The following is a 20,649-nucleotide window of genomic DNA, read 5'->3' on the forward strand; positions in this document are numbered from 1 at the left end:
TGCATTTGTGGGAGAGTAGGTCGTTGCCTTTTTTGGAAGCCCTTCATAGAAATATGAAGGGCTTTTTGCTTTTATATTTTTTACACTTTAAACAAGTTGATTTTTTCTTACAAAAATTAGCTAAATAAGACCTCAAAAGTAGTATCTTCAAATTCAATTTTTAATAGTACTTAATGGCTGTAAATAAAGAACTGGAATTAGTCTGGGAATTTGTGAACAACACAAATCGATCTATTTTTTTGACGGGTAAAGCGGGGACAGGTAAAACAACGTTTTTACACCAATTAAAAATGAATAGTTTAAAACGATTAGTAGTTGTAGCTCCTACTGGTGTGGCTTCTATTAATGCTAAAGGTGTTACAATACATTCATTTTTTCAAATGCCTTTTGGACCTATTTTGCCAGATACTGATTTAAATAATTCCAGTAGTTTTAATAGAAAATTTAGCAAAACGAAAATCAATATTATTAAGTCGATGGACTTATTAGTCATTGATGAAATTAGTATGGTACGTGCCGATTTACTAGATGGTATAGATAGAACGTTGCGTCGTTTTAGAAATAGGGATAAAGTTTTTGGAGGTATTCAAGTCCTTATGATTGGAGATTTGCAGCAATTATCTCCTGTTATTAAAGAAAGTGAATGGGAATTATTAAAGCATGTTTATAGTAATGGATTCTTTTTTAGTAGTCAAGCATATCAAGAATGTCATGCGATTACTATAGAGCTAAAACATATTTATAGACAAGAAAATCCTAAGTTTATTCAAATTCTTAATGAGATTAGAAATAATGTACTTAGTCAAGCTTCTGCTGCTGAATTGAATAAACGCTTTATTCCAGATTTTACTCCAGAACCGAATTCCGGTTACATTTCATTGACTACTCATAATAATAAAGCAGAGGCTACTAATAAAATAGAGTTAGATAAACTAAATACTAAAACATTCACATATAAAGCTAAAGTAGAAGGTAAGTTCCCTGAATTTTCTTTTCCTAATGATCAAATTCTTTCATTGAAAGTGGGGGCTCAAGTCATGTTTATAAAAAATGACAGCAGTCCAGATAAACGTTATTTTAACGGAAAAATAGGTGAAGTTGTGCATTTGGAAAAGGATGAAGTCGTGGTGCATTGTCCTGATGATGATTTTAATATTGTAACGACACCAGAAGTTTGGGAAAATATAAATTATACGGTTGATGCCGAAACAAAAGCTATTACGGAGGATAGAATAGGAGCATTTACACAAATACCGTTGCGTTTGGCTTGGTCCATTACCATTCATAAAAGCCAAGGATTGACTTTTGAAAAAGCGATTATTGATGCGCAGGGTGCGTTCGCTCATGGGCAAACCTATGTAGCATTAAGTAGATGTAAGTCTATTGAGGGTTTGGTTTTAAAAAGTAGAATTAGTTCCAGCCAAATTATTAGTGATAGTCATGTTATTTCGTTTAATAAAAATGCAGAAGCGAATGAACCAGATAATACCGTTTTAGAAAGTTCTCAAAAAACGTTTCAGTTGGATTTAATTGCTGAAGTTTTTGGGTTTTATGAATTTTTGTATCCTGTAAATAGAATTCTTGATATTTATTACAAAAACAGAACAAGCATTGAAGGGAAAGTTGAAAACCCCATGTTGACTTTAAAAAATACAATTACAAATTTTTTAAAAGTTAGTAATGGTTTTAATTCTCAATTAAAACAACTTACTGAAAGAGAACCATTACCAGAGTTAAGTAATCGAATTCAAGAACGTTTTAAAAAGGCTATAGCATATTTTAAAACCGAATCAGACATTAATTTGGTTGCTCCCTTAAAAGAATTTGGCTTTACTACTGATAATAAAGTAATTGGTGCGGATATTAATAAAAATCTAGATGCCATAGAAGAATTGCTAGAAGTTAAATTGTTATTTTTTAGTGGATTATCGGAAGGTTTTTCTACAAAAAAACTTTTAGAGTTAAGAGCAAAATCTGTATTTCTTTCCAAAGAAAAACCTAAGAAATCCAGAAAGACAGTTATTGATGGAACCACAAATGTAGAATTGTTCGAACTTTTAAGAGTGCTTAGAAATGAGATTGCAAGCAAAAATGATTTAGTACACTTTCAAGTTTTTACTCAAAAGGCTTTATATGAAATGTGTGAAACCTTGCCTTTAACAAAGAAAGAGTTGTTACAAGTAAATGGTATGGGAAAAACAAGGGTAGAAAAATATGGTAAGGCTATTTTAGATGTGATAAAAACGTATTGTGATGAAAATGATATTGACACTATAAGCGATGAAACTATTTTTGAAGAAGTGAAACCCAAAAAAAATAAAATTGATACTAAGAAATTGTCTTTAGAATTATTTAAATCTGGTAAATCTATTGAAGAAATAGCCTTTGAACGCGAATTAAATGAGAACACTATTTTTGGTCATTTAGCCAGTTTTATAGCTTCAGAAGATGTAGAAATCACCGATTTAATGTCAATTGAAAATTATGAATCATTAAAGGAACTTATTCCTCAAAAAAAATTTGAGAATTTATCCGATTTAAAAAGTCAACTGGATGATAAATACAGTTATGGTGATTTGAAACTGGTTTTAGAAGCTTTAAATTCTGAAAAAAATAAATCTTAATCCCTTAAAATACTTCTAGAAATTACAATTTTTTGAATTTCAGAAGTGCCTTCGTAAATTTGAGTTATTTTGGCATCTCGCATCAATCGCTCTACATGGTAATCTTTTACAAAACCATTGCCGCCATGAATTTGAACTGCTTCAACACTATGTTTCATAGCAACTTGTGAGGCATACAATTTTGCAACAGCACTAGAAATATCATAATTGTTATTTTGATCTTTATCCCAAGCTGCTTTCATTACTAAATGACGTGCAGCCGATATTTCAGTGTACATATCAGCTAATTTAAAAGCTACAGCTTGATGATTTGAAATTTCTGTTCCAAAAGCTTTTCGCTCCTTGGAATATTTTCTTGCTAGTTCATATGCTCCTTGAGCGATTCCTAAGGCTTGTGCAGCAATACCAATACGTCCTCCAGATAAAGTTTTCATAGCAAATCTAAAACCAAAACCATCATCCCCAATTCTATTTTCTTTAGGTACTTTCACATCATTAAATTGTAGTGTATGAGTGTCACTACCTCTTATTCCTAATTTATTTTCTTTCGGGCCAACATGAAAACCTTCCATTCCTTTTTCAATAATAAAAGCATTGATTCCATGAGAGCCTTTGTCTTTATCAGTTTGAGCGATCACTAAATATACATCTGAACGACCTCCATTTGTAATCCAGTTTTTTGTTCCGTTTAGTAAATAATATTCACCTTTATCAATAGCTGTTGTTTTTTGTGAGGTAGCGTCACTTCCTGCTTCTGGTTCACTAAGGCAAAATGCTCCTATAAATTCTCCAGTGGCTAATTTTGGAAGATATTTTTGTTTTTGATCTTCAGATCCAAACGCTTCGATGCCATAACATACTAACGAATTATTTACTGAAACAATTACAGAAGCAGAAGCATCAATTTTTGATAGCTCTTCCATGATAAGAACATATGAGATGGCATCCATACCACTTCCACCATATTTAGGATTAACCATGATTCCCATAAAGCCTAATGCTCCCATTTTTTTTACTAATTCATCAGGAAAGTGTTGAGTTTCATCACGTTCAATAACACCAGGAAGTAATTCGGTTTGAGCAAAATCACGAGCAGCATCACGAATCATAATATGCTCTTCTGTAAGATTAAAATCCATAAAAAATAATTAATTATTAATTTGATAAAAAAAGGTACACAAAGATAAATTTTTAATAGAATATTTTCAATAAGTATTATTATTTTTACTGAATATGAAAAAGACAGAATATAAAATTATCGGTGTAATGTCTGGAACATCACTTGATGGCATCGATTTGGTTTATGTTACTTTTAAATTTAATGAAACTTGGAGTTTTCAAATAATTAATATAGATACTATTCCTTATGAGGATTCCTGGTTAGAGATTCTTAAAGATTTGGTGCTATTTTCTGAATCAAAATTAGAAGTAATTGATGAAGATTATACTCGATATTTAGCAAATAAAATTCAAGATTTTATAGTTAAGTATGATATTCAGGATGTTGATGCTATTTGTTCACATGGACATACTGCCTTACATCAACCAGAAAAAAAATTAACTTACCAAATAGGAAATCTTCCTTTGTTAGCTTCATTATTACAAAAAACCGTTGTTTGCGATTTTAGAGTTCAGGATGTTAAACTTGGTGGACAAGGCGCACCATTAGTCCCTATTGGTGATGCTTTATTGTTTTCTGAATATGAATTCTGCATGAATCTTGGAGGTTTTGCAAATATTTCAACTATAATTAATAACGAAGTAATTGCCTACGATATTTGTCCGGTAAATATTGTTTTGAATTATTATGTTAAAAAATTAGGATATGAATATGATGATGGTGGAAAAATAGCTTCAACAGGAACTGTTAATAATGAGTTACTTGAAAAATTAAATGATTTATATTTTTATAAAATGCCATATCCCAAATCTTTAGGTTTAGAATGGGTAAAATCTGTAGTCATTCCTTTAATAGATTCATATAGGCTTGATATTAAAGATTTTTTGAGAACATTTGTCGAGCATATAGCTTTTCAGATTTCTAAAGAAATAAATAACAAAAATAACGCATCAGTATTGGTAACTGGAGGAGGCGCTTACAATGTTTTTTTAATCGATCGAATTAAAACTCACACAAATAATCATATTATAATTCCATCAAAGGAAATTATTGAATTTAAAGAAGCCCTAATTTTTGGTTTTTTAGGCGTTTTAAAACTTCGAGAAGAAATTAATTGTTTAAAATCAGTTACTGGTGCTTCACATAATCATAGTTCTGGGAATATTTTTCGTCCATAAAATTATTGTAAAATTAATCTTTTAGGGTTTTTAGTTTTTTATATTTGTTACTTTAATATTTAAATTACTTTCAAACAATGACCCAGCGCTGACTTTTCATAAATTAATTATAAGTGGTAATGATTTAATTGAAAAAATAAACGAATAAAAATTTATGAAAGAACTATTAAAAAAGTATGAAGATAAAAGTCCAGAGATAGTCTTTAATTGGAAAGATTCTGAAAGCGAAGCTGAAGGATGGGTTGTAATAAATTCATTAAGAGGAGGCGCTGCCGGAGGAGGAACAAGAATGAGAAAAGGCTTAGATATGAATGAGGTCTTATCATTAGCAAAGACTATGGAAATTAAATTTACAGTCTCTGGACCATCAATTGGTGGTGCAAAATCTGGAATTAATTTCGACCCGAATGATCCGCGTAAAAAAGAAGTTTTAGAGCGTTGGTATAAAGTGGTTTCTCCGTTACTTAAAAGTTATTATGGTACAGGAGGAGATTTGAATGTAGATGAAATTAATGAGGTTATCCCAATTACAGAAGAAAGTGGTGTTTGGCATCCGCAAGAAGGAGTGTTTAATGGACATTTTAAACCAACGGAAGCTGATAAAATTAATAGAATAGGGCAATTGCGTCAAGGTGTAATTAAAGTTATTGAAAACCCAATTTATTCACCTAGCGTTTCAAGAAAATATACAGTAGCCGACATGATTACTGGGTTTGGGGTAGCAGAAGCTGTAAAACAGTATTATCATATTTATGGAGGAAATATTGAAGGGAAGCGTGCTATTATTCAAGGATTTGGAAATGTTGGTGCAGCAGCCGCATTTTATCTGTCTCAAATGGGGGTTAAAATAGTAGGAATTATTGATATTGTAGGTGGGCTCATAAATAAAGAAGGTTTTACTTTTGATGAAATAACAAAACTATTTCTTGCAAAAACTGGTAATACTTTAGTGAGTGATAACTTGATTCCATTTAATGAAATCAATAAAAAAATTTGGTCACTTGATGCAGAAATATTTGCTCCATGTGCTTCATCAAGATTGATAACGATACATCAAATAGATGAGCTTATTGATAGTGGTTTAGAGGTGATTTCTTGTGGTGCAAATGTGCCTTTTGCAGATAAAGAAATTTTCTTTGGACCTATAATGGAACACACAGATAATAGAGTAAGTTTAATACCAGATTTTATTTCTAATTGTGGAATGGCAAGAGTTTTCGCTTATTTTATGGAAAGAAAAGTGCAAATGACTGATGAGGCGATATTTAATGATACTTCAAATAAAATAAAAGAAGCAATAGAAAAAGTATACAATAAAAAGCAAAGTAAAACAGGAATTAGCGAAACGGCATTTGAAATCGCTTTAGATCAACTCATTTAATTATATTTATGGAAGCAGCAATCATTTTGGTATTTGTATTAGGCTATTTGGCCATTACATTAGAGCATAATTTAAAAATAGATAAACTTATTCCTGCCTTAGTGATGATGGCTTTGTTATGGGCAATAATTGCACTGGGGTTAGAGAGTTTTCCTCAATGGTTTGATTCTGCTAAACATTCGCTGTTGGATGGTTTTGGTGCTTTTTCTGGAGAAAGGAAAATGGAACTAATGGAAGAAACCTTACTGCATCACTTAGGTAAAACTGCAGAAATCTTGGTTTTTCTTTTAGGAGCTATGACTATTGTTGAAATCATTGATTATTTTGATGGTTTTTCAACCATTAAAGACTTTGTTAAAACTAAAAAGAAAACAAAAATATTGTGGGTTTTCTCAATTTTAGCATTTACCTTATCTGCAATTATCGACAATCTTACAGCTACAATTGTACTTATTTCAATTCTTCAGAAAATAGTTAAGGATAGAGATACAAGGTTATATTTAGCCGGTTTAATCATCATTGCTGCAAATGCAGGTGGAGCTTGGTCTCCAATTGGCGATGTTACAACCACAATGCTATGGATTGGTAAAAAAGTTAGCACAGGGCATTTAATAGGATATTTATTTGTGCCTTCATTTTTATGTATGGCAGTACCATCATTTATTGCATCATTCTTACCAATCTTTAAAGGAGATTTAGAAGTGGAAGAACAAGTAGAAAGTAAGAAAAAATCAAGATTTAGTGCTACTATGCTTTATTTAGGTTTGGGAGCCATTGTTTTTGTTCCAGTATTTAAAATGATAACACATTTGCCACCATATGTAGGTATGATGTTGTCTTTGGGAGTTGTTGCAATTTTTGCTGAAGTATACAGTAGTTCAAAATTTAGTTTGACTGTATTTAATTCAGAAGAAAGTGACGCCCATGCATTGCATAGTCCAGTTCATCATTCATTATCAAAAATTGAATTGCCAAGTATACTTTTCTTTTTAGGAATATTAATGGCGGTTGCCGCTTTAGAATCTTTAGGAATTTTGTTTGAGTTAGCTTCTAAACTAAAAGAAACAATGCCTATGCTTGGTACAGAAATGAGTTATTCTTATGAGGCCCATACTGTTTCAGATTTAGTGATTTTATTATTAGGTGTTGGTTCTGCAGTTATAGATAATGTACCTTTAGTTGCTGCAAGTTTAGGTATGTTTTCTGAACCATTAGATAATGAGCTTTGGCATTTTGTAGCCTATTCTGCAGGAACAGGTGGAAGCATGTTAATTATAGGATCTGCGGCAGGTGTTGTAGCCATGGGAATGGAGAAAATTGACTTTTTCTGGTATTTAAAAAAGATTTCATGGTTGGCTTTAATTGGTTTTCTTGTAGGAGCAGCAGCATTTATGGTAACAAGAACATTATTTTAATATACTTTAATAAAAAAACAGACGTTATATAATCGGTAAGAAATAAGATACTATATGTTAAATACTTTAATACAAAACGCACAAGAAGGGGTTGATATAATTCAAGATGGGGAACCAGTTGAAAAAACACTTTCAATTATTGAACTTATTAGTAGTGGTGGAGTAGCAGGACAGCTTATAATAGCTGTTTTATTTTTAATGCTAGTTTTAGCTACTTATATTTATTTTGAAAGATTATTTGCAATCAAAGCAGCATCAAAAATAGATTCAAACTTTATGAATCAAATCAAGGACCATGTAAGTCATGGGAAAATTGATTCTGCCCAAATACTTTGTGCCCAAGTAAATTCGCCAGTATCAAGATTAATTGGTAAAGGAATTTCTAGAATTGGAAAACCTTTAGCAGATATTAATACAGCTTTAGAGAATGCTGGAAGATTAGAGATTTATCAACTTGAAAAAAACGTAAGTATGTTGGCTACTATTTCGGGTGCAGGTCCTATGATTGGATTTCTTGGTACAGTAATTGGAATGATATTAGCAATATTTGAACTTGCCAATGCAGGTGGTACTATACAAATGGATGTATTGGCCAGTGGACTTTATACAGCAATGACAACTACGGTTGCAGGATTAATTGTTGGTATTGTTGCTTTTATGGCATATAACCATTTAGTTGTAAAAACAGATAAAGTTGTATATCAAATGGAAGCTAATTCATTGGAGTTTCTAGATCATTTAAACGAACCGTCATAGTATGAATATAAGAGGAAGAAATAAAGTATCGCCAGAATTCAATATGTCATCAATGACAGATATTGTATTTCTGTTACTTATATTTTTTATGATAGCTTCTACTTTGGTTTCTACCAGTGCGATTGACATTTTGTTGCCAAAAGCAAGTGGGAAAACTGAAAATAAAAAATCTGTAGCTGTTAGTATAAAAAAAGACTTGACTTATTATATTGATGCAAAGCGTGTGGGAGAAAGTGTTTTAGAATCTGAGCTTGTTGCAGCGCTTTCTTCTGAAGAAAAACCTACGGTTATTTTACGTGCAGAAAAGTCTGTGCCAGTTGAAAATGTTGTAAAGGTTATGGATATTGCAAACAGAAATAAATTTAAAGTCATATTGGCTGTAAAACCAAACGATTAATTTATTAAACAAGTTTTTTTGCTAGCTGATGAAATATTTCGAAACTAAACATGAACGGAATTCTGCTAAATTAACAGCATTAATTACTATTATATTAATTCTGTTACTTTTTGTTGTTGGAGCACCTTACATGGATCCACCAATAGAATATGGGGTTGCAGTTAATTTCGGAACATCAGATTTTGGTAAGGGTGATGTTCAACCGTTAAAACCGATTAAATCTGAGCCAAAAGAAATCAATGAACCTTATCAGCCCGATGTTTCAAAAGCAGAACCATCTAAACCTAATGAAGTTAAAGAACAAGTTTTAACTCAGGATGATATTGAAACCATTGCATTAAAAAAGGAAAAAGAAGCCGAAGCAAAAGCTAAGGCTGTAGCTGATGCAAAAGCAAAAGCAGAAGCAGACCGAATTGATAAAGAAAAACAAATCCAAGAAGATAAAAAGAGAAAATTAGATGCTTTAATAGGAGGTGTTAGTAAGTCTGATGGAACTGCTACAGGTGGAGAAGGTAATGATAATAAAGCAGGAGATAAAGGACAATTAGATGGCGATCCTTACGCGCCAAGTTATTTTGGTGATCCCGGAACTGGTAGTGGAGGTGTTGGTTATGGATTAAACGGTAGAGGTAAAGCAACATATCAAACATTAAAACAAGATTGTAATGAGTCTGGTTTAGTGATAGTTAAAATTACAGTTAATAATAATGGCAATGTTGTTGAAGCTATTCCTGGTTTTAAAGGAACTACAAATACTGCATCATGCTTATTAGAGCCAGCAAAAAAAATTGCATTATCTCATAAATGGCGTCCAGACCCAAATGCTCCTGCTAAACAGATAGGTTTTGTAAAAGTAAACTTCACTTTAGGGCAATAAAATGACCTATCAAGATACTTTAAATTGGATGTTTTCTCAGCTCCCAATGTATCAGCGTCAGGGTAATTCAGCTTTTAAAAAAGATTTATCGAATACTTTAAAACTATCTGAGAAATTAGGGCATCCTGAAAAAGCTTTCAAAACAATTCATATTGCAGGAACTAATGGAAAGGGGTCAACTAGTCATATGTTAGCTTCTATTTTACAAGAAGCGGGGTATAAAGTAGGGTTATATACATCTCCTCATTTAAAAGATTTTAGGGAACGAATAAAAATCAATGGACAAACTGTTAGTAAGCAGTTTGTGATGGGATTTATTAAAAGGAACAAAATGTTTTTGGAAAGTAATTCCCTATCTTTTTTTGAGATGACTGTCGGTATGGCATTCGATTTTTTTGCAAAGGAAAAGGTTGATATTGCTGTTATTGAAGTAGGACTTGGAGGACGATTAGATTCTACTAATATCATCAATCCAGTAGTATCAGTAATTACAAATATAGGGTTAGACCACACTCAGTTTTTAGGAAATACTTTAGAAGCTATTGCTGTTGAGAAAGCAGGCATCATTAAACCAAATATTCCAGTAGTAATAGGAGAAACTCAATTGGAAACAGAATCTATTTTTAAAGAGGTTGCTAAAAAAAATGGTTCTAAGATTATTTTTGCAGATAAGCAGGAGATTGAAATTTATAAAAGTGATTTAAAAGGAATTTATCAATCAAAAAATATCACAACGGTCATACAAACCATAAAAGAACTACAATTTATGGGTTATAAAATTTCAAAAGAGCACATAAAAAACGGACTTTTAAATGTTGTAAAAAACACAGGTTTAATGGGTCGTTGGCAACAATTACATTCAAATCCAAAAGTTATTTGCGATACAGGTCATAACAAAGAAGGATTAGCTTATGTTATGAATCAGATTTCAAATGAAAAATTTGAATTTCTCCATATAGTTTTTGGAGTTGTAAATGATAAAGATTTAAGCGCAATCGTTCATTTATTACCTAAAAATGCTAAATATTATTTCTGTAAACCAGATATTCCTCGTGGATTAGATGCTTTGGAATTGAAAAATATAATGGCTAATTCTGGTATTAATGGAGAAGTCTATAGTTCAGTGAATGAGGCATATAAAGCAGCCTTGAACACAGCCAAACCCAATGATTTTATTTTTATTGGAGGCAGTACTTTTGTAGTGGCAGAAATAATTTAATTTTTTATTTAAAAAGTTTTTGCGAATTAAAAATCTAGACTATATTTGCAATCCAATTACAAGGGCAATTAGCTCAGTTGGTTCAGAGCATCTCGTTTACACCGAGAGGGTCGGGGGTTCGAATCCCTCATTGCCCACAAAATCCTAAGGTATGATTACTTTAGGATTTTTTTTTGAATATATTTAAGCAATTTAAAAAAGCAAGTATATTTAATATGTTTTAGGGTCATTAACTCAGTTGGTTCAGAGTGTCACGTCGACAACGTGGAAGTCACTGGTTCGAATCCAGTATGACCCACAGTTATTTTAATGAAATTTTACCTTATTTTATTGTATTTAAGTTTGTTAACCCTTTATTTTAAAGGGTTTTTAATTTAATAGAATTAATGAAAATTAAATGAAATTAAAATATTTTGTCCCCTTATTCGTCCCCTAATTTAATATTTTTGTATATATTTGGCTTATGTCAAAAGCTAAATTTATATTAAAAGAACCTAATTCCAAAGAAGAAACTTTAATCTACTTACTTTATAATTACCAATACAAAAGATTTAAATATTCTACTGGAGAAAAAATAAATCCAAAATTTTGGAATAAATCTACTCATAGGGTTAAAGCAACTAAACAATTTACAGAATATCCTGAATTTAATGCAAGATTGGATAAAATAGCGAATGGAATTAATAATGCTTTTAGGAAATTGTTGAATGATGGTATTCAACCAAATAATATAAATATTAAACAAGCTTTAGAAATTGAACTATCTGACCATATTTTAAAACCAAATAGGTTAACATTTTTTAGATTCATAGAAGAATATATTGAGGAAAGCAAACTAAATAAGAAAGCTGGTACTATTAAAGTTTATAATACAGTCTTTACTCACCTAAAAGAATTCTCAAAAAAGCAAAATAGATTAATAGACTTCGATATGATTAATCTTGAATTCTATAACCAATATTTAGGGTTTCTTAAAAAAGAACAAAACTTAGCTAATAACACTATTGGAAAGCACATTAAAACAATAAAGTCCTTTCTTAATGAAGCAACTGAAAGAGGAATTAATACAAACTTAGATTTCAAAAGCAAAAAATTTAAAACTATTAGTGAGGAAGCTGATACAGTTTATTTAACAGTTGATGAATTAAAAGAAATTGAAAAGCTAGATTTAAATGATATACCAAGATTAGATATAACAAGAGATTTATTTTTAATAGGTTGTTATACTGGATTACGATTTTCAGATTTCACTCAAATAAATCCTGAAAATATTATAGATAATTCAATTATTGAAATGAGGACAAGAAAAACTAATCAACGTGTTTCAATACCACTTCATAAAACGGTAAAATCTATTTTAAAAAAATATAATAATAAGTTACCTAAAGCCTATGTAAATCAAAAAATGAATGTTTACTTAAAAGAAGTAGTTGGAAAAGCTGAAATAAATGAGCTTATAGAAACAACTATAACAAAAGGGGGTAAGGTTGAAAAAAATACTTTACCTAAGAGTAAACTAGTTTCTACACATACTGCTAGACGTAGTTTTGCTACTAACTTATATTTAGCAAACGTTCCTTCTATTTCTATTATGAAAATAACAGGTCATAGAACAGAAAGTTCATTTTTACGATATATCCGTGTTTCTCAAAAAGAAAATGCGGATAAATTATTAACTCACCCATTTTTTAACTAATGAAAAATAATTCCTCAAATCATTTTATTAAAGCTTTTGAAACAGAACTTAAAACAATAGAAAATAAAGTTTCTTTAATTCAAAATGAGATAATCCAAATAAAAGCTTTTACTACTTCTGAAGCACCAGTCCTTAAGTCCACGAAAATGTTTACTCTCTATGATAACAAAACTAATAGTGTTTTTGATTTAAGCTTCTTAGGGTTTAGGAAACATTTCAATAAGTTTTTTACTGAATACTTAAACAATAACAAAACTTCTGAAGTTAATGAAACTAGTCAAAAAGCTGTCGAATTTGCAGAATATTATAAATGGCTTAATGAACTAAAAGTTCCTAAAACAAGAGAAAAATTTTCTGATCTTAATAATGAACAAAAATTATTAGCACTTCACTACTTATTTCCAAGTTTAAGAGATTATACACAGAATCAATTAGCTAATGTCTTAAGTCAGATTTTGAATATTGGTCCTGAAAATATAAGAAAAAATTTATCAGCTTTATATAAAAAAGATAGTGAAATTCGAACTATTGAAAATTATGAAAAGCTAATAGAACTATTTGAAAATAAAACATTTGAAACAATAACCAATAAACTTAATTGGGAAATTAATCAGATGAGTTGAAAGATTGTGGCACCACAGAAATAAAAGCCACTATTATAAAATTGGAATTTTGCTGCATGTTTAACCAAAAACCTAAAAAACATGCAAAACATTCATTTAAACACATTTCAAAAATCAGACTTTGACAAAGCTTTTGATGAAGCTTTTGAAAAAGCAATTATTAGAGCATTTAAAGAATATCTTAATCCTCCAAAAGCGAGCGACCCAGATATGTTTTCTAGAAAGCAAACAGCAAAGAAGCTTTGTGTTTCATTGCCAACACTTCATGACTGGACGAAAGAGGGGATAATAAGAGCATATCGAATTGGGAATAGAGTTCTTTATAAAAAAGAAGACATCAACCAAGCTTTAACACTTATAAACCCACAATTAAAGAGAGGAGGTAAATCATGTTAAAAAAGAAAAATGATTACTCCGTTATCGTGTTCTTGGAAAATGAAACAAAACCCAAAAAATGGGAGTATGTTCATAAGCTAAATGGCTTCTCGATGTTTTTGTCTAAAAATCATCCTACTTGGCTATACATGAATGTTTACAACCGAAGAAGCGGTCAATTTATGAAGCAATTCAAAAAGGGTGTTTTCGTCCCTCCGTTCCTTACGCTCATTTTCTTTTTTTTTAACCTTTAAATCTATTAACCTTTAATATTTATTATATATAAAAACCTTTAATAAATAACCTTTTAATGGTTTTAATTAATATACAACGATTCAGATTATGGTAGTTAAGAATACATATGGGACAAGTGTTACTTTTTCTGTTAAAAAATATGGAAACGCCCCAAAGCATGAATTTACAGGCTCTGCAACATTAAGAAAAAAGCAAGAGCCTGTGAAACAGGCTAAACCGAAAACAGATAAACCTAAAGAGAAAAAAGATAGAAGCCTATCTAAACGCTCTAAGCAAAAGATTAGAAAAAAGATTACTTGTTTTGCAAGATGCTATAAAAGATTAAGCTTTGTAACACTTACTTTTTTAAACATAGTAACTGATGAGGAAGCTATTAATTTGCTAAGAAAGTTTATAGATAATGTGAAAAAACGAAGTGTTGATTTTCAATATGTTTGGATAGCAGAAAGACAAACCAAAAATGATGCGTTTAAAGGGAATGTTCACTTTCACATGATTACAAACAAATATTGGAAACTTGAAAAATGGTGGAATTACTGGATTTCTTTACAACAAAAAAATGGTATTGTTCCGAGAGAAAAAGACTTTAAACCATCTTCGGCTTTTGATGTTAGGCAATTAAATTCTAATAACATTAGGACGATCGCTTCATATGTTACAAAATATGTAACTAAAAATAATGCTAAATTTAAATGTCAAGTTTGGAACTGCTCTAAACTAGTTTCAAAGCTATTCACTGATTTTTATACCACAACTGAATTTACAGACCAATTTAAGCGCATGAATGCGGTTTTAAAAGAATTAGACAACAATGATAAAAATAGCCCTGTAATTAACGTTAAAATGATTGATTTGAATAGGAATACTTTACCTATGTATAAAAGACTTGATGATAAAAATTTAATTCACAAAATTTAATAGTCTTTCTCCTTATATTTATTATCTTCTATTTGTAAGATATATAGGTATTTAATTTAATAATTCTTGTATATTTGAATTACATTATTATTAATTAACATGAAATAATGGAAGTAATTGTTCCTGTTTTTCAATTTGAGATTAGATTTAATCATATATTGGATTTTTCTCAAATATCTAGAAGTCTTTTAGCTCCCTTTGTCAAACTTGCACAAAGCTTAAAAGTTGACAAACAAAATACTTTAGAAGAAATCTATTCTTTAAATTTTGAGGATGATAATTATATAATTATAGTTTCATGGGATAGAATTGTTTTTAAAGGTCAAGGAAGTTTAGAAACTTATACTAAAAAAAACTCTCCTATTGATACACTTTTCTTTGGTATCCTTGATAAAATCATGTCTTTAAGTCATTTTGGAGGAATCCAAAGAAGTTTATTTTTTGCTACTTGTATTTCCAAAGTAAAGGGAGGTGATTTTCATTTTGACACATTCTCAAAAAACACTTTAGCTTTTAATCCTAACGATATTCTTGAAAATTCAAATGATATTGCGATTGTGATTGAGTCAAAAACTAAAAAAAATGAGACATCTATTACATTTGGTCCTTATTTGGGCCCAAAAGATTTATTAAAAAGGACTATTGGTCCTGTTAATATTAGTGCTCTTGATGATTTAGAATTTGAAGGAATAATGTTTGAATATAAAAATTTTAAATTGTTGTCTGAAATTAAATTTGTTGATTTTGTTAAGAATTGTACTGAATTTAATGATAAATTCAAGAAAATATGGAACATTCAGTAGACACATCTAGGAGGAAATTAAAGGAAGACGTTCATGGGAGTGTTGAAGATAAAAATACTTTTAGTTTTTATACAGAAATATTACATGCACCAACACTTAAAATGAGAACTATTCCTTCTCGTTATCAATGGACTTTTGGTCATCTCAAAGAAGCTGTTTTAACAGAGCCAAATACCAAAGAATTTATTACTTTAGAATCAGAAGGGGAAATAACTTCTGTAATACCTGAAAAAGTAAAAAGCTTAAATTTTGAAGATTCTGATAATTTTATTAATAACATTTTTTCAGGTAGAGATTTTATTTCAAGTGAAACTTGGGCTTCAAATGAAATTATTAAATCTAGAATAATAAGTTCTGATGATGATTATGTTTATTTGGATTGTATCCTAGATATAGAAACTATGCATTTTGAACAAAGACAATTCCATAAAAGTTTATTCTCAAATTTTAAAACTTTACAAACAGGAGGTTTAGTATTAATAAAGTTAAAATCTAAGCCAGGCTCATTTAGAGTTGATGTTTATCCTGGGGAAGGATTGGTAAATCCTGAATTATTTGATTTTAATGAAGAAATCAAAGAGCTTAGAGGTAGAGATTTAGGCGCAAAACTTCAAGAGTGGTAAATATTACATTTAAAAATGTTGGTCAGGGTGATTCGGTTATAATTGAATGGGAAGAAGAGTCACAGGATAAAATTGGTATAATTGACTGTAATCAAATTTCTCCTGAAATTAACCCTGTATTAGATTTTGTAATAGAAAAAAAAGTAAAAGAAATTGAGTTTCTTCTTTTATCCCATCCCCATAAAGACCATTACTCAGGGTTTTTAGCTTTGATAGAATATTGTAGGAGTAATAAAATCAATATTAAAAGATTTCTTCACACTGGAAGTGTGTCAATTGATTATTTGATGGCAGCATCACGTAGTAAAGTTGAAACTAAAGAATTAGCAAAACTTTATAAATTGCTAATGGATATGCGTGATAAAAGTGAGCTAATAATGAATACTTTTGATGATAATCCTGATACTGTTAAAAACCTCTCAAATGGTTTTAAATTAGAATTTTTAGCACCATCTTCTTTAGAAATAGAAAAGTATATTAGAGGAGTTAATTTTCCATTTGATGAAGAAGGCAGTACTAGCAATCCTAATGGAAATTGGCTTTGCTCAATTATAAAGATTTATAATGAAAACACATCAGTTATACTATCTTCTGATGTTGAAAGTCAAGTTTTAAATAGGCTGAACAAGAGAAATGGCAGACTTAAACAACAAAAGACCATACTTGTTCAAGTGCCTCATCATGGCTCAAAAAAGAATCTAAATAAAACTTTTTGGACTGGCTTAAGTAAATATCCTAATACTTATTCTGTTATTTCTGTTGGTGAAAATAACTATAAGCACCCTTCTCCAGAAGTAGTAGAGTTCTTCACTAATCATCCAGACTATATACTAGAGAGAACGGATTTAAGTATACCACTCTCACCAAAAGCAATAAGTAATTCTAGTATGCTAAATATTTTTAGTAAAAAAATAAATCCAATAAATATTGGTTTAAAAAATCAAATATCATCTAAGGATTTGTCATATCAAATAAGTGATAATAGTTGTATTAAGATTTAATGATTGCGTCCCCTTATTCGTCCCCTTTACAGTTAATGTATGTGTAATTTAAAGAAAATCAATTTATTATGTTTGTATTGGTGAAACCAGTATGACCCACAAACAATAAAAATCCTAATGCAACGCATTAGGATTTTTTATAAAATAATTTCCAGACAGTTCTTTAAAGTAACTCTAAAACTCGTTCCATGGCCATTCCTCTAGAGCCTTTTATTAAAAGTGTTTCATTTCCAATATTTAAGCTATCAAAATTGTTTTTAAAATCATCAAAGGTTTTGAACTGTTTTATTTTGTTGAAATTAACCTTAGTCTTATAAAAATTTTCGCCTATTAAAATCGTTTTATCAAAGTTTAGAGTGTCTAATAAATTTACAATTTCTTGATGCTCTAGTTCGGCTTCTTTGCCTAGTTCAAACATGTCTCCAAGAATAACCATTTTGTTTTTATCATTCAGCTTATCAAAATTTAATAAGGCAGCTTTCATGCTGGAAGGATTTGCATTATAAGCATCTAGTATTATTTTGTTTGATGCTTTTTGTATAACCTGTGAGCGATTATTTGTGGGGATATAATTCTCAATTGCTTTTTTAATATCAGAATCATTTACTTTTAAATAGTTAGCAATAGCAGTTGCAGCAGCAATATTATTAAAATTATATTCACCTATTAAATGGCTTTCTATTGATAGATTATTATAATTAACGGTTACGTTTGGTTGTGCTTCAATAAAATTTATTTCAACATCAAAATCTTTAGGATTATTTCCAAAAGAAAAGGTTTTTGTGCCCTTGGTTTTTTCAACTTGAATTGGGTCAAGTCCGTTTATAAAAATGGTTTTATTGTTTTTTATAAGGAAATCATACATTTCGCTTTTTCCTTTAATAACACCTTCGGTACTTCCAAATCCTTCTAAATGTGCCTTTCCAAAATTTGTGATATAACCATAATCTGGTTTGGCAATACTACACAAAAACTCAATCTCTTTTAAATGATTTGCCCCCATTTCTACAATGCCAATTTCAGTATTTTTATTCATTGACAGTAATGTTAATGGTACACCAATGTGGTTATTTAAATTGCCAATGGTAGCTGTGGTTTTAAATTTTTTAGAAAGGGTAGCATTAATGAGTTCTTTTGTGGTTGTTTTTCCGTTGCTACCTGTAAGTGAAATGATTGGAACGTTTAAATAGTCTCTATGGAAGGAAGCTAATTGCTGAAGTGATTCAAGTACGCTATTAACTAAAATAGTTTTAGACGATGTTTTGAATTTTTCCTCATCTATAATAACATATTTTGCGCCTAGTTTTATAGCTTGTTCGGCATAACTATTTCCATTAAAGTTATCGCCTTTTAAAGCAAAAAACATGGCGCCTTGTTTTATTTTTCTTGTATCAGTTGATGCCGATGTGCATTCTAAAAAGCGAGCATGAAGTTCTTTTATTTCCATAAATTAAATGTATTAAAAAAGTCCTAACATATGCTAGGACTTTTTTATTTTATTAATAAAAACTAATTTAGTTTTTGGTTTTATTTTTTTGTTTTGATTTTGAACCAACTCTTGACATAGCACATCTAAATCCAATATAATCAGTTGCCATATCTTGAGGGAAATAACGTCTTTGAGCTGGATCTAACCAATACTCTCTGTCTTTCCAAGAACCACCTTTGTAAACTCTAACTTCATCATTAATTAATGAGGTTCTGTTGTTTGACTTATCATATTGTCTTATAAGATTACCCAATGAATCTCTAGTTACAGAATGTCTCGGAGAGTTGTACATTAAGTCTTTTGTTTCATCTGTTTTATTTGCTCCATCAATTTCTTCGTCTTCGTCACCAAAACTTTGATCAAACTTTCTTGATGAACGTTTATCTCCATCTCTAAAGTTTATCTCATTACTTTTATCAAAGTTAGTTCTTAAATAAGTTTCGTTTTCATCAACTGGAACCTGTAAAATTTCACCAGGTAGGTTTCTTGCTATTATTTTACCATTTGATAAAGTGTCATAAACAATATCTTCTGGAGTTACAATTTTCACAGTTCCATCATCATTTATTGAGTTCTTGGTATAAACGTTTCCACGATAATAGTTAAAGTCGTTAAATTCATCATCTACTATAGGCCTGTAAACATCGGCAACCCATTCAGCAACGTTTCCAGCCATATCATATAAACCATAATCGTTAGGGTCGTATGATTTAACTTTATTTGTAATATCGGCACCGTCATCAGACCATCCAGCTATTCCACCATAGTCACCTTTTCCTTGTTTAAAATTAGCCATTTGATCACCTCTAATTTTTCTTTGATCAGAACGAGTATATTGTCCATCCCAAGGGTATTTTTTACGACCACGATATATGTTATAACTACGAATTTCAGATAAACCTAAAGCTGCATACTCCCATTCGGTTTCAGTTGGTAGCCTATATTTAGGTGTAATTATTCCAGTTTCTCTGGTAGCATAAAGATTTGTTTCATTGCCATCTGCGTCAACTTGTACATTTCTTCTACCACGTCCTTCAGGATTTGTAACTTCTTCATTGCCACCATAAGTTAATGTTGGAGCATTGATATAAGTATCTGTATTGAAGTTTGATTCAGCATTAACATCTGTAATTCTGGCATCTCTTTTTAAATAGCCTGCTTTTTCTAAATTAAGTTCGTTAACACGATCAGATCTCCAATTTGCGTATTCAACTGCTTGAATCCAACTTACACCAACTACAGGATATTCAGCATAACCTGGATGACGTAAATAATTTTCAGTCATAACTTCGTTATAACCTAATCTATTTCTCCAAACAAGAGTGTCTGGTAAAGCTCCATTATAAATGGCTCTAAAATTTTCATCTGTTGGAGGATATACTCTTTTTATCCAATCTAAATACTCAAGATACATTATATTGGTAACTTCAGTTTCATCCATGTAGAATGATTGAACATGCTGTTGATTTGGAGTGTTATTCCAATCATGCATTACATCATCTTGAACACGACCTTTAGTAAAAGTTCCTCCTTCTACAAAAACTAAGCCTGGAGAAGTTTCCTGTTCTTGGAAATTTGTATTGTATTGAAAACCACCTTCTCGGTTGTTTATTTGCCAGCCTGTTGCTCTAGAACTGTTCTTAGAACTAGAAGATTTTTTACAGCCAACAGTGGCTAAAATTAAAGTCAAAACTAATAAAGTCTTGAATGCTAATACTCTTTTCATATCCATATGTTTAAGTAAGCTAATAAGTTTTGGTGGTGCAATATAAGAATTAAACCGAATACTGCAAGCGATTTTTCACATTTTAACGAAAAAAAAGTGCATTTCACCCTATTTTTTAAACATTACACCGATGTTTTTAGTGTTTTGCACCGATGTTTTGTGTTATATTAACG

General features: G+C 30.4%; 18 protein-coding genes and 2 tRNA genes. 17 read left to right on the forward strand and 3 right to left on the reverse strand.

Annotated features, from left to right (window positions below):
* Positions 1 to 173 precede the first annotated feature (173 nt).
* On the forward strand, positions 174 to 2,624 hold the full coding sequence (locus V8G69_RS02620) for a helix-turn-helix domain-containing protein (RefSeq protein ID WP_394880183.1): 2,451 nt from the start codon (positions 174 to 176) through the stop codon (positions 2,622 to 2,624).
* On the opposite strand, the gene V8G69_RS02625 is transcribed toward V8G69_RS02620, so the two are convergent.
* The gene (locus tag V8G69_RS02625; protein WP_394880184.1) at positions 2,621 to 3,763 is read right to left on the reverse strand and encodes an acyl-CoA dehydrogenase; all 1,143 of its coding nucleotides are present in this window, start codon (positions 3,761 to 3,763) and stop codon (positions 2,621 to 2,623) included. The genes V8G69_RS02620 and V8G69_RS02625 overlap by 4 nt on opposite strands.
* Positions 3,764 to 3,857: 94 nt before the next feature.
* Between V8G69_RS02625 and V8G69_RS02630 the strand changes: the two genes are divergently transcribed.
* From V8G69_RS02630 to V8G69_RS02705, 16 genes are all read left to right on the forward strand, one after another.
* Positions 3,858 to 4,922, forward strand: a complete 1,065-nt coding sequence (locus tag V8G69_RS02630; RefSeq protein ID WP_394880185.1) for an anhydro-N-acetylmuramic acid kinase — start codon at positions 3,858 to 3,860, stop codon at positions 4,920 to 4,922.
* Between the two features lie 154 nt (positions 4,923 to 5,076).
* The gene (locus V8G69_RS02635) at positions 5,077 to 6,303 is read left to right on the forward strand and encodes a Glu/Leu/Phe/Val dehydrogenase dimerization domain-containing protein (RefSeq protein ID WP_394880187.1); all 1,227 of its coding nucleotides are present in this window, start codon (positions 5,077 to 5,079) and stop codon (positions 6,301 to 6,303) included.
* Between the two features lie 8 nt (positions 6,304 to 6,311).
* A complete protein-coding gene (gene nhaD / locus V8G69_RS02640; protein ID WP_394880188.1) occupies positions 6,312 to 7,718 on the forward strand; it encodes a sodium:proton antiporter NhaD in 1,407 nt (468 codons plus the stop codon).
* 54 nt (positions 7,719 to 7,772) lie between these two features.
* Positions 7,773 to 8,474, forward strand: a complete 702-nt coding sequence (locus V8G69_RS02645; RefSeq protein WP_394880189.1) for a MotA/TolQ/ExbB proton channel family protein — start codon at positions 7,773 to 7,775, stop codon at positions 8,472 to 8,474.
* 1 nt (position 8,475) lies between these two features.
* Positions 8,476 to 8,871: an ExbD/TolR family protein gene (locus V8G69_RS02650; protein ID WP_394880190.1), complete on the forward strand. Its 396-nt coding sequence runs from the start codon at positions 8,476 to 8,478 to the stop codon at positions 8,869 to 8,871.
* 28 nt (positions 8,872 to 8,899) lie between these two features.
* Positions 8,900 to 9,748 carry an energy transducer TonB gene (locus V8G69_RS02655; protein ID WP_394880192.1) on the forward strand — a complete coding sequence of 283 codons (849 nt, stop codon included), beginning with the start codon at positions 8,900 to 8,902 and terminating at the stop codon, positions 9,746 to 9,748.
* Between the two features lies 1 nt (position 9,749).
* Positions 9,750 to 10,967 (forward strand): bifunctional folylpolyglutamate synthase/dihydrofolate synthase, encoded by a 1,218-nt coding sequence (locus V8G69_RS02660; RefSeq protein WP_394880193.1) that lies wholly within the window; start codon positions 9,750 to 9,752, stop codon positions 10,965 to 10,967.
* A gap of 62 nt (positions 10,968 to 11,029) precedes the next feature.
* Positions 11,030 to 11,104: transfer RNA gene (locus V8G69_RS02665), tRNA-Val, on the forward strand.
* An 86-nt stretch (positions 11,105 to 11,190) separates the two neighbouring features.
* A tRNA-Val gene (locus V8G69_RS02670) sits at positions 11,191 to 11,265 on the forward strand.
* 165 nt (positions 11,266 to 11,430) lie between these two features.
* The gene (locus tag V8G69_RS02675) at positions 11,431 to 12,663 is read left to right on the forward strand and encodes a site-specific integrase (RefSeq protein ID WP_394880194.1); all 1,233 of its coding nucleotides are present in this window, start codon (positions 11,431 to 11,433) and stop codon (positions 12,661 to 12,663) included.
* Positions 12,663 to 13,286, forward strand: coding sequence for a hypothetical protein (locus tag V8G69_RS02680; RefSeq protein ID WP_394880196.1), 624 nt, complete (start codon positions 12,663 to 12,665; stop codon positions 13,284 to 13,286). Before V8G69_RS02675 ends, V8G69_RS02680 begins: the two co-directional genes overlap by 1 nt.
* A gap of 81 nt (positions 13,287 to 13,367) precedes the next feature.
* Positions 13,368 to 13,682 carry a helix-turn-helix domain-containing protein gene (locus V8G69_RS02685; protein WP_394880197.1) on the forward strand — a complete coding sequence of 105 codons (315 nt, stop codon included), beginning with the start codon at positions 13,368 to 13,370 and terminating at the stop codon, positions 13,680 to 13,682.
* A gap of 321 nt (positions 13,683 to 14,003) precedes the next feature.
* Positions 14,004 to 14,834, forward strand: a complete 831-nt coding sequence (locus tag V8G69_RS02690) for a hypothetical protein (RefSeq protein WP_394880199.1) — start codon at positions 14,004 to 14,006, stop codon at positions 14,832 to 14,834.
* A gap of 107 nt (positions 14,835 to 14,941) precedes the next feature.
* Entirely contained in the window at positions 14,942 to 15,637 is a 696-nt protein-coding gene (locus V8G69_RS02695; RefSeq protein ID WP_394880201.1) for a hypothetical protein, read from the forward strand.
* Complete coding sequence (locus V8G69_RS02700; RefSeq protein ID WP_394880202.1) at positions 15,622 to 16,260, forward strand: hypothetical protein; 639 nt, start codon at positions 15,622 to 15,624, stop codon at positions 16,258 to 16,260. The genes V8G69_RS02695 and V8G69_RS02700 overlap by 16 nt, the downstream gene beginning before the upstream one ends.
* Complete coding sequence (locus V8G69_RS02705) at positions 16,254 to 17,261, forward strand: ComEC/Rec2 family competence protein (protein WP_394880203.1); 1,008 nt, start codon at positions 16,254 to 16,256, stop codon at positions 17,259 to 17,261. Before V8G69_RS02700 ends, V8G69_RS02705 begins: the two co-directional genes overlap by 7 nt.
* 163 nt (positions 17,262 to 17,424) lie before the next feature.
* On the opposite strand, the gene murF is transcribed toward V8G69_RS02705, so the two are convergent.
* The gene (murF, locus tag V8G69_RS02710; protein WP_394880205.1) at positions 17,425 to 18,708 is read right to left on the reverse strand and encodes a UDP-N-acetylmuramoyl-tripeptide--D-alanyl-D-alanine ligase; all 1,284 of its coding nucleotides are present in this window, start codon (positions 18,706 to 18,708) and stop codon (positions 17,425 to 17,427) included.
* 67 nt (positions 18,709 to 18,775) lie between these two features.
* The gene (gene gldJ, locus V8G69_RS02715) at positions 18,776 to 20,482 is read right to left on the reverse strand and encodes a gliding motility lipoprotein GldJ (protein ID WP_394880207.1); all 1,707 of its coding nucleotides are present in this window, start codon (positions 20,480 to 20,482) and stop codon (positions 18,776 to 18,778) included.
* Positions 20,483 to 20,649 lie beyond the last annotated feature (167 nt).

Source organism: Gaetbulibacter sp. M235 (assembly GCF_043876835.1).
Classification (GTDB): Bacteria; Bacteroidota; Bacteroidia; order Flavobacteriales; family Flavobacteriaceae; genus Yeosuana.

Coding starts and splice junctions, on each gene's coding strand:
- V8G69_RS02660 (WP_394880193.1), top strand. CDS start 9,750: ATGACCTATCAAGATACTTTAAATTGGATGTTTTCTCAGCTCCCAATG.
- V8G69_RS02680 (WP_394880196.1), top strand. CDS start 12,663: ATGAAAAATAATTCCTCAAATCATTTTATTAAAGCTTTTGAAACAGAA.
- V8G69_RS02630 (WP_394880185.1), top strand. CDS start 3,858: ATGAAAAAGACAGAATATAAAATTATCGGTGTAATGTCTGGAACATCA.
- V8G69_RS02620 (WP_394880183.1), top strand. CDS start 174: ATGGCTGTAAATAAAGAACTGGAATTAGTCTGGGAATTTGTGAACAAC.
- V8G69_RS02645 (WP_394880189.1), top strand. CDS start 7,773: ATGTTAAATACTTTAATACAAAACGCACAAGAAGGGGTTGATATAATT.
- V8G69_RS02650 (WP_394880190.1), top strand. CDS start 8,476: ATGAATATAAGAGGAAGAAATAAAGTATCGCCAGAATTCAATATGTCA.
- V8G69_RS02695 (WP_394880201.1), top strand. CDS start 14,942: ATGGAAGTAATTGTTCCTGTTTTTCAATTTGAGATTAGATTTAATCAT.
- V8G69_RS02685 (WP_394880197.1), top strand. CDS start 13,368: ATGCAAAACATTCATTTAAACACATTTCAAAAATCAGACTTTGACAAA.
- V8G69_RS02625 (WP_394880184.1), bottom strand. CDS start 3,763: ATGGATTTTAATCTTACAGAAGAGCATATTATGATTCGTGATGCTGCT.
- nhaD (WP_394880188.1), top strand. CDS start 6,312: ATGGAAGCAGCAATCATTTTGGTATTTGTATTAGGCTATTTGGCCATT.
- gldJ (WP_394880207.1), bottom strand. CDS start 20,482: ATGGATATGAAAAGAGTATTAGCATTCAAGACTTTATTAGTTTTGACT.
- V8G69_RS02690 (WP_394880199.1), top strand. CDS start 14,004: ATGGTAGTTAAGAATACATATGGGACAAGTGTTACTTTTTCTGTTAAA.
- V8G69_RS02700 (WP_394880202.1), top strand. CDS start 15,622: ATGGAACATTCAGTAGACACATCTAGGAGGAAATTAAAGGAAGACGTT.
- V8G69_RS02675 (WP_394880194.1), top strand. CDS start 11,431: ATGTCAAAAGCTAAATTTATATTAAAAGAACCTAATTCCAAAGAAGAA.
- V8G69_RS02655 (WP_394880192.1), top strand. CDS start 8,900: ATGAAATATTTCGAAACTAAACATGAACGGAATTCTGCTAAATTAACA.
- V8G69_RS02635 (WP_394880187.1), top strand. CDS start 5,077: ATGAAAGAACTATTAAAAAAGTATGAAGATAAAAGTCCAGAGATAGTC.
- murF (WP_394880205.1), bottom strand. CDS start 18,708: ATGGAAATAAAAGAACTTCATGCTCGCTTTTTAGAATGCACATCGGCA.